This is a genomic window from Microcystis sp. M31BS1 (genome assembly GCF_020245285.1).
GTDB classification, from domain to species: domain Bacteria; phylum Cyanobacteriota; class Cyanobacteriia; order Cyanobacteriales; family Microcystaceae; genus Microcystis; species Microcystis panniformis.
In genome coordinates this window covers 1-8,517 of sequence record NZ_JADBVE010000265.1, presented here as the reverse complement: position 1 = coordinate 8,517, position 8,517 = coordinate 1, and the positions used below count along the sequence as shown (strand labels likewise).

Sequence of the window (8,517 nt, the reverse complement as noted above, 5' to 3'; positions counted from 1 at the left end):
GAGAATTTAGGCAATTTTTTCCCGAATATAACCACAAACAATTATATGGGGCAGTAGCAGGTATTGAAATCGAAGAAGGAGCGGATAAATATGCCTATCGTCAAGGTTTATTTGTCTTGGCACAAAAGGGTGAAAATGTAGTGATTCTTAACGATACTGAGTTTCAACCGAAAACGTGGTATAATATTTAAGCTTGTCTTTGGGAAAGTCCAGTGCAATTCTGGTACTGTGCCGCAGCTGTAATCAAGTAAAAAGTAAAAAGAGTACATCTTCCCTTTTTCCTTGCGAGTCAGAATGCCAATTACAAGTTTTTAATCGGTAGATAGACAAATAATTTTCTAACTACTTCTCTGCGTCGCATGGAGAACAAACAACGGTGAATTGGTTAGTTGAAGCAAATGCTTGTCCCGGTTTATTTTATGGCACTGCTGCCCAGGATGGATTTTTAATTCGTCTCCGCACCCCCGGTGGATGGCTCAATTCTCCACAGGGAAAAGCGATCGCCACTTGGCTCGAACAATGGCAGACGACAATACAAGTTACCAATCGGGCAAATCTGCAAATTCGCGGACTGCAAAAATCCCCCAGTTTAGAAGAATTTCAAACCCTGCAAAAATTAGGGTTAGCTGCCCATAATCCCAGTATCGATCATCTGCGTAATATCATGTCTAGTCCCACTGCCGGAATTGACTGCCAAGAATTGATCGATACTCGTCCATTAGTCCAAGAATTAGATAATTTTATCCAAAATTATCCATCAATTGCCCAACTAAGTCCTAAATTTAGTATCGGGATCGATGGCGGCGGTGCCGTGGGAATTGGCACCAGTTCAACTATGCCCTGGCAACACCGCTATAACGAGATTCAGCTATCAGCAATTGCCCTCAATAATCCGACAAATTTAACTTCTATTGTTTGCTTTCGATTAGCCCTCGCAGGAGATAAACAATTCTATGACACGGACTTATTAATTGAGCCAGAAAACTGTTTAGCTGTAGTCAAAGCTTTAGTAAAAGTTTATCTCGATTATGTTCAACAAACCCCTAATATCAAGGGGAAAAAACCTCGGATGAAACACCTACTCAAAGATTGGGGATTGACAAAATATCTCGAACAAGTTAACTCCCAATTACATCGGAATTATACTGGAATAATAGACTGGCAAGAATGCCAGCAAACTGCCCATTCTACTCAACCCTATTTTCATCTGGGAATTCATCCTCAAAAGCAACCCGGATTGTCTTATATTGGCCTATCATTAAGATTAGGACAATTGACGGCTAATCAACTATGGGGATTAGCGGCACTATCAGAAACTTTTGGCAGTGGTCAGTTACGATTAACCCCTTGGCAGACTGTTATATTACCCGATATTCCCGATGAAAAAGTGTCAGAATTGTTGCCAAAACTGGCATCACTAGGATTATCCGCTTCTCCCGGATGGGATGCGGGGATAGTTGCCTGTAGCGGTAAACCGGGTTGTGCAGCAGCGGCCACTGCAACTCAAATTCATGCTTCTCTCCTAGCAGATTATTTGCAGGAACACTTAACCTGCAATTCTCCTGTTAATATTCACTTGACGGGTTGTGCTAAATGCTGCGCTCAACCGGGTCCAGCCGAAATTACCCTTTTAGGAACTACCATCGAGGAAAATGGCCAAATACTAGAAGCTTATCAAGTCTATATGGGTGATAGTAAAAAATTCTTAGAAACACCTATATTTGAGGGAGAATTTGCCAAGATTACCCCGCTCATAGCCCAAATTTTAAGCTCCCAAAACTCGAAAAATTTAGATGAATAGAATGGAATACATTAAGAATGGTGAGGAAATTTACCGCAAATCTTTTGCTATTATTCGGGCTGAAACTAACTGGAAAAATCTCCCCGATGATTTAGCTCATGTGGCGGTTCGTCTAATTCATTCCTGCGGGATGACAGACATAACAGAAGATTTAGAAGCATCACCGGACGCGGTTAAAATCGGACGAAATGCCCTCGCTGGGGGTGCAGCAATTCTCTGTGATTCTCAAATGGTCGCTAATGGCATTACCAAAGCCCGTTTACCTAAAAATAATCCGATTATTTGTACCCTCAATCATCCAGAAGTAACCGAGTTAGCACGGCAAATTAATAATACCCGCTCCGCTGCCGCTTTAGAACTTTGGCGACCTCATTTAGCTGGAGCAGTGGTAGCCATTGGTAATGCACCAACCGCACTTTTTCACCTACTAGAATTGCTCGATCAAAATGTAGATAAACCGGCTTTGATTTTAGGCTTTCCCGTGGGATTTGTAGGAGCGGCAGAGTCGAAAATAGAATTAGCAACTAATAGTCGTGGCGCGCCATTTATTACCCTACACGGACGTAGGGGAGGCAGCGCAATCGCAGCAGCGGCAGTCAATGCTTTAGCAAAAGAGAACGAATTATGAATAAATTAGGCAAACTTTATGGATTAGGAATCGGGCCTGGCGATCCCGAATTGTTGACGCTAAAAGCACACCGGATTCTCACAACTGTTCCGGTAATTGCCTATCCTACCTTAGAAAGTGGCAAAGTTTTGGCACGGGCAATTGTCTCGGATTTTATCCGTCCCGAGCAGATAGAAATTCCCATGCCTTTACCTTTTAGTGTCGAGCGCAGTTCTCAACCTCATTATGATATTGCCGCCGAAAATATCGCCGAACAGTTAAACTTAGGTCGAGATGTGGCGGTTTTATGTGTGGGCGATCCGATGTTGTATGGCACATTTATGTATATCTTTAATCGCTTGTGCGATCGCTTTTCTATTGAAGTCGTGCCGGGTATTTCTTCAGTGATGGCAAGTGCAGCAATGCTGGGTGTACCTATCACTTATCGAAATGACGTATTTAGTATTATGCCCGCTACTTTAGAGGCGGAAATATTGCGGGATCGCCTAGGATTTATCGATGCAGCAGCGATTATTAAATTAGGCAGACATTTCGCTAAAGTTCGTGATATTCTCCAGGAATTAGGATTATTAGAACGCGCCCTCTACATCGAACGAGCAACCCTACCCAATCAGCAAATTATTCCGATTACCGAAATCGATCCAGAGGCTGTCACCTACTGGTCATTAATTCTGATTCCTAGTAAAACTAAACCCCAATAACTCTATAGACATAGTTAAATCTTCTATCCCCTACCTGACAGAACCCATCGGGTTTAGATGATATGATGAAAATGTCTTTTCTTCATTGCTTTTTTGTTCCACAGGAGGTTATATATCGCGTTTCTCGGATTGATAAGGTAATCTATTTTCTTCTCCCTTCTCTGTCACCTAAAAATAACTACCATGTCCGATTCTCCTGCTTGTAAATTGCGTTACCCAACGTACCTTTTTTTCTGAATTATGATTTTTATAAAAACTCAACATTTTTATACATATAATCAGGCTCTAAACATTCCCAAATTAAAACTAAATCACTAATAATTTTGCCAATAGATTGACGTTGATGTGAATAAATAATCCCCCAATGCTCTAATCCCATTGAAGACAAAACCAGAAAATCATCATCAAAAGTAAAAATGACTCGGCCTTGCGATAAAGCATATGCTAATTGTTCCTCATCGGAAGACCCCATCAGTCCTTTTTCTGGAGAAGTTGTAACATCAATCCCTCGCATTCTTAAACCTTTAGCGATCGCATTAGAGACGCTTTCATCTAGGTGAAACTTAAGCTTATTGGCCATTATTTCCCTTTAAAAGTTTTTCGACCAATGAAGGTTTATCCCCTTGTAACTGTTTAGCAAAATTTTCGCTGGATTCAATATCTTGGCGAATTTCTTCTCGATGCTCATGGTAATAAGCTAAAGCTGCATAAACATCAGCTAAAGTAATCGTTGGATAATTATAAACAATTTCATCAGGACACATCGCCATTCTTTCATGCCAAATAACAATGTCTTGTACCTTAATCCGATGTCCAGCAATACGAGGTTTACCGCCACAAACACCAGGTGTTACTTCAATATGCTGTTTAAGCACTAAGGATGACATAATAACTCATTTACTCTACTTTTAGATATCATAGCATTTTTCTTGAAAAAACGCAACCACCGATCTTTTAGGATACGTTGCCTAACGTGCCTTTTAATGTGAAACATTTTATACATTTTCATATTATTATCCGTTACGCTATGCTAACATATTCTACCGTTACTGCTACAATTGGCTCCAAAGACCACTATAACCAACTAAAACTATGACTCCAGCTACTTTTGCAGAAATACTAGAAGCAACCGAACAACTTACCCCAGAAGATCAAGAACAACTTATTCACCTGTTAAAAAAGTGAAAGACATGGGCGAGGCTCAACAATACCTCAAGAACTAATGGAAAGTATTCCGGCATGATTAAAATAAATTAAGGTCATCTGGCCGCAGTCAGTTTTAACCGACTGAAAATATTACTTGGTTTGAGGAGCTTTTTAAATTGACAGACGAGCGCGTTTATTGGTTAGCATGGTCAAGTATTGCTGGAGTTGGGGCAATTTCCCTGAAGCGACTCTATCAGCATTTCGGCAGTGTCGCTGTGGCCTGGAATGCCACCGATACTGCGATCGCAGAAGTGGCGGGATTTGGCAAAAAGTCAATGGTAGCGGTACGGGAAGGGCGCTCGCAAATTGACCCAGAAGCTGTTTTCGCCGAACATATCCAGAAAAATCCCCTTTTTTGGACTCCTAGCGACCCAGAATATCCCCGATTTCTCTGGGAAATTCCCAGTCCTCCCCCCTTACTTTACTATCAAGGAAAGGTCAATTTAGAGGAAAATCAGGGAAATATCCCCACCGTCGCCATTGTGGGTACTCGTAACCCCACGGATCACGGCCGGCGCTGGGCGCGGCGCTTAAGTACCCTTTTGGCCCAACAGGGATTTACTATTGTTTCTGGTATGGCCGAAGGAATTGATGGCGAGGCACACCAAAGCTGTTTAAAAGCAGGGGGAAGGACGATTGCCGTCTTGGGAACGGGGGTCGATGTGGTTTATCCTAGTCGTCATCGGCAGCTACACGCCGACATCCAAAAGCAGGGTTTAGTCATTAGTGAACATCCCGCCGCAACTCAACCGAATAAAGCCCATTTTCCCAGTCGTAATCGCATTATCGCCGGTTTAAGTCGCGCCACGATTGTTATCGAGGCCCCCGAAAGGTCTGGCTCCCTGATCACGGCCAGTTATGCTAACGAATTCGGCGGCGATATCTATGCTTTACCCAATTCTCCCGATATTGCCACCGCTAGGGGTTGTTTACAACTGATTCATCAGGGAGCGGAAATTATCGTTTCTGAGGAGAAATTACTACAAATGTTGGGGGCAATTCCCACCGCGAACCAATCCGCACCGGTTAATCTCTCCCCTTCACTCCCTCTAGAGACATCCCCAGTCGTTAATGCTGCTCCTCCAGTCAATCTAGAACCTAGACTAGCACAAGTGTATCAGTTATTTGACAGGGATGCCCTGTTGTTTGACATTATTGTTCAAAAAATGCAAATCCCCACCTCAGAAGTGGCGGGGATCCTATTGGAATTAGAATTAATGGGTCTAGTGACTCAGTTACCCGGTATGCGTTACCAGAAAACCTAGTCAACCCCCAAATGCTTATTTAGGGTATTAGCTAAAGTAGTTTTCGGTGCAGCCCCAACCACCAGATCAACTTTTTGAGCCCTTTTGCGGATCATCAGATTCCAGGTGTTTAGTTAAGGTATTGGCTAAAGTGGTTTTAGGTACAGCCCCGACCACCATATCGACTTTTTGACCTCCTTTGAAGATCATCAGAGTAGGAATACTGCGAATCCCGTACTGACTAGCGATATTGGGGTTTTCGTCGGTGTTGAGTTTCACCACCTTGACTTCCCCTTCGAACTGTTTGGCAATTTCCTCGACAACGGGAGCCACCATTCGACAAGGGCCGCACCAAGGAGCCCAGAAATCCACTAGGACAGGGTCGGCACTATCTAAAACTTCGTCTTTAAAGGTGGCATCTGTAACGGCAGTAACCTCTGACATACTTAAGAAATCCTCTAGTAATCACGGTTATCTAGAATACGCAAAAATTCCGTTCTAGAGATTCGTGGTGCGATGTTGACATTCCACTGGTGAAAAGGACGAGAACTAGCTCTAAATCCACTTTAGAGGCCTTAACTTGCATCAGAGGTAGCTTCTTGGATCAATTTCACAAGGGGCATTCTTGTATTTTATAACCCTAGAGGCTCTATTTTGACTTTTTTTTGATAAAGTTTTGTAATATTGCCCGAGTCAAGCATGGGTGATGACAGCCGGATAAAATTTTCTTGAAGAAAAACCCGAAAAGTCAGCGATTTTATCTAGGCTTAACCTGAGTTTGATTATGATCGGCATAGCCCACTTCCTAATTGAGCTTTTTTATGAAAATTCTGGTCTTAAATGCGGGATCGAGCAGTCAAAAAAGTTGTTTATACGATTTAGATTTTTTCCCCTCCCATCCTCCCCAACCAATTTGGGCAGCGGGAATCGATTGGACGGTTAACCCTGATTACGGGGTTTTAACGGTAAAAGCCAAGGGAATTAAACAGGAAATTAATCTTTCTAGTCAGGATCGTCCGGCGGCAATTGCTCGGATGTTAGAGACTTTAGTCACTGGCGAAACTAAGGTGGTGGCCAACCTCGCAGACATTAGTATAGTCGGTCATCGAGTTGTCCATGGTGGCACGGAATATTCCCAAGCAACTATGATCACTCCCCCAGTCAAAGAAACGATTAAAAAGCTGATCCCCCTTGCTCCTAGCCATAATCCCGCTCATTTAGAAGGAATTGAAGCGATCGAGCAAGTTTTAGGCGATGTTCCTCAAATAGCAGTGTTTGACACCGCTTTTCATCGTTCTATCCCTCCCGAGTCTTCTCTTTATCCCATTCCCTACCAATGGAGTGAACTGGGAATCCGTCGCTATGGTTTTCATGGCACCAGTCATCAGTACTGCTCCCAACGGGCCGCCGAATTGTTGGGAAAACCCCTAGAATCCTTGAAAATGGTCATCTGTCATCTGGGTAATGGTGCTTCCCTATCGGCAGTCAAGGGGGGTAAAAGTGTCGATACTACTATGGGATTTACTCCCCTAGAGGGATTGATGATGGGAACCCGCAGCGGTTCGATCGATCCAGGGATTCTGATTTATCTAGAGCGAGAATATCAATATAATCCCGATAGTTTAAATAGTTTACTCAATAAAGAATCGGGTTTAAAGGGAATTTCGGGTATTTCTGGGGATATGCGGGCAATTACCACGGCGATAGACGAAGGCAACGAGAGGGCAAAATTAGCATTTGAGATGTATATTCATCGTCTGAAAAGTTTAATCGGATCGATGATCGCTTCTCTAGAGGGGTTAGATGTCTTGGTATTTACGGCAGGAATCGGCGAAAATTCAGCTTTAGTGCGGGAAAAAGCCAGTCAAGGCTGGTCTTTTTTGGGTTTAGAGTTAGATTTGGCTAAAAATGCCGCTCGTCCCCGGGATGAGGATATCGCCACCGACACATCTAAAGTAAAAGTGATGGTAATTGCCACGGCGGAAGATTGGGCGATCGCAAGAGAATGCTGGCATTTCTTTCAATAGTTAGGCAGATGGCAACTTCAATTACTTGCGATTTTTCCAGTATCCAGGCTCACGACTGCAATGCATGACTGCCAAAATCAGAATGTAGTCTTGCTCAATTGTGTAGAGAACACCGTAAGGAAACTTACGCGCCATACACCGCCGAACATCTTCATCAATTGCAGCGTAACGGGTTGGAGACTCCCTGATCCGATAAACTGTATCCTCGATCGCGTTTATGAACGCTTGAGCAACCTCAACTCTCTGCTCTGTGTAGTATTGAACTGCTTCAGCGTATTCATTCAGCGCTTCAGGATGAAATACGTACCTCATGGCTCAATCAGCCGTCTGACTTGGGCTAAAGCGTCTTCGCCTGGAATTGCTTGAATAGAACCATCTCGCACCTCATCTCTTCGGCGCTTGGCTTCAGTTACCCAAACTGCCTGAATTGCTGAGTCGGTATCGAATTCCAAGCTTTCCACCAACTTGTCTGCTAGGAATGCTCTTGATTCGCTAGGCAGCGACAATATTTCCTCAGTCAGTTGCTCAATTGATCGCATAGTCCCCATCCCTCGCAGAAGGCTCAATCCTGAATGAATTGTATCAAACTTTGACATGAGACGAATTTGAGGAAGCAATCGTCCACCTCAGATCCCACATTATACGGCTTGGTTAGTTGCTCGAAACATTTCGCACCTCTTCGACTAATTTATGCACCTCTACTCCTGAAAAGTGCCTTTGCCCACAACCATTCCACAAGTTCTCAAATTGCTCTCTAAAATGTTTATACCCTGAGTGCCTGACACATCTTGTGTCAGGGGTAGCAGGTCAAGGACGACAGAGCAAAGAGTGAACACGGGAAAACCATATTCGGTCATAGTAATCGGAGAGAGCGTTCTTAGAAGAGAAACAGGGTTCTGGGTCAGAGTGG

Annotated in this window: 10 protein-coding genes, 1 pseudogene and 1 riboswitch; of the genes and pseudogenes, 6 read left to right on the top strand and 5 right to left on the bottom strand. The window is 43.4% G+C overall.

The window, feature by feature from the left end; translation table 11 throughout:
- The 4 genes and pseudogenes from IM509_RS15580 to cobI form a co-directional block, all read left to right on the top strand.
- Positions 1-191, top strand: a pseudogene (locus tag IM509_RS15580) (DUF3782 domain-containing protein); the annotation flags it as partial.
- A riboswitch (cobalamin riboswitch) is annotated at positions 162-320 on the top strand. (Overlaps the previous pseudogene by 30 nt.)
- A gap of 56 nt (positions 321-376) precedes the next feature.
- Positions 377-1,801: a precorrin-3B synthase gene (gene cobG, locus IM509_RS15575; protein WP_185237712.1), complete on the top strand. Its 1,425-nt coding sequence runs from the start codon at positions 377-379 to the stop codon at positions 1,799-1,801.
- 1 nt (position 1,802) lies between these two features.
- Positions 1,803-2,429 carry a precorrin-8X methylmutase gene (locus tag IM509_RS15570; RefSeq protein WP_052275471.1) on the top strand — a complete coding sequence of 209 codons (627 nt, stop codon included), beginning with the start codon at positions 1,803-1,805 and terminating at the stop codon, positions 2,427-2,429.
- On the top strand, positions 2,426-3,130 hold the full coding sequence (gene cobI / locus IM509_RS15565) for a precorrin-2 C(20)-methyltransferase (protein ID WP_052275472.1): 705 nt from the start codon (positions 2,426-2,428) through the stop codon (positions 3,128-3,130). Before IM509_RS15570 ends, cobI begins: the two co-directional genes overlap by 4 nt.
- Before the next feature lie 247 nt (positions 3,131-3,377).
- Here cobI and IM509_RS15560 read toward each other — a convergent pair whose 3' ends face one another.
- Positions 3,378-3,710 carry a DUF5615 family PIN-like protein gene (locus tag IM509_RS15560; RefSeq protein ID WP_002736383.1) on the bottom strand — a complete coding sequence of 111 codons (333 nt, stop codon included), beginning with the start codon at positions 3,708-3,710 and terminating at the stop codon, positions 3,378-3,380.
- Positions 3,700-4,017 (bottom strand): DUF433 domain-containing protein, encoded by a 318-nt coding sequence (locus IM509_RS15555; protein WP_002765820.1) that lies wholly within the window; start codon positions 4,015-4,017, stop codon positions 3,700-3,702. The genes IM509_RS15560 and IM509_RS15555 overlap by 11 nt, the downstream gene beginning before the upstream one ends.
- A 435-nt stretch (positions 4,018-4,452) precedes the next feature.
- Here IM509_RS15555 and dprA point away from each other — a divergent pair, with 435 nt between their 5' ends.
- Positions 4,453-5,601 carry a DNA-processing protein DprA gene (gene dprA, locus IM509_RS15550; RefSeq protein WP_185237713.1) on the top strand — a complete coding sequence of 383 codons (1,149 nt, stop codon included), beginning with the start codon at positions 4,453-4,455 and terminating at the stop codon, positions 5,599-5,601.
- A gap of 66 nt (positions 5,602-5,667) precedes the next feature.
- On the opposite strand, the gene trxA is transcribed toward dprA, so the two are convergent.
- Positions 5,668-6,024, bottom strand: a complete 357-nt coding sequence (gene trxA, locus IM509_RS15540; RefSeq protein ID WP_002750414.1) for a thioredoxin — start codon at positions 6,022-6,024, stop codon at positions 5,668-5,670.
- A 377-nt stretch (positions 6,025-6,401) separates the two neighbouring features.
- Here trxA and IM509_RS15535 point away from each other — a divergent pair, with 377 nt between their 5' ends.
- Entirely contained in the window at positions 6,402-7,607 is a 1,206-nt protein-coding gene (locus IM509_RS15535; RefSeq protein ID WP_052275475.1) for an acetate kinase, read from the top strand.
- A 21-nt stretch (positions 7,608-7,628) separates the two neighbouring features.
- Here IM509_RS15535 and IM509_RS15530 read toward each other — a convergent pair whose 3' ends face one another.
- Together IM509_RS15530 and IM509_RS15525 are read right to left on the bottom strand one after the other, a co-directional pair.
- The gene (locus tag IM509_RS15530) at positions 7,629-7,919 is read right to left on the bottom strand and encodes a type II toxin-antitoxin system RelE/ParE family toxin (RefSeq protein ID WP_002758582.1); all 291 of its coding nucleotides are present in this window, start codon (positions 7,917-7,919) and stop codon (positions 7,629-7,631) included.
- On the bottom strand, positions 7,916-8,146 hold the full coding sequence (locus tag IM509_RS15525) for an addiction module protein (protein WP_002788275.1): 231 nt from the start codon (positions 8,144-8,146) through the stop codon (positions 7,916-7,918). The genes IM509_RS15530 and IM509_RS15525 overlap by 4 nt, the downstream gene beginning before the upstream one ends.
- Between the last annotated feature and the right edge of the window lie 371 nt (positions 8,147-8,517).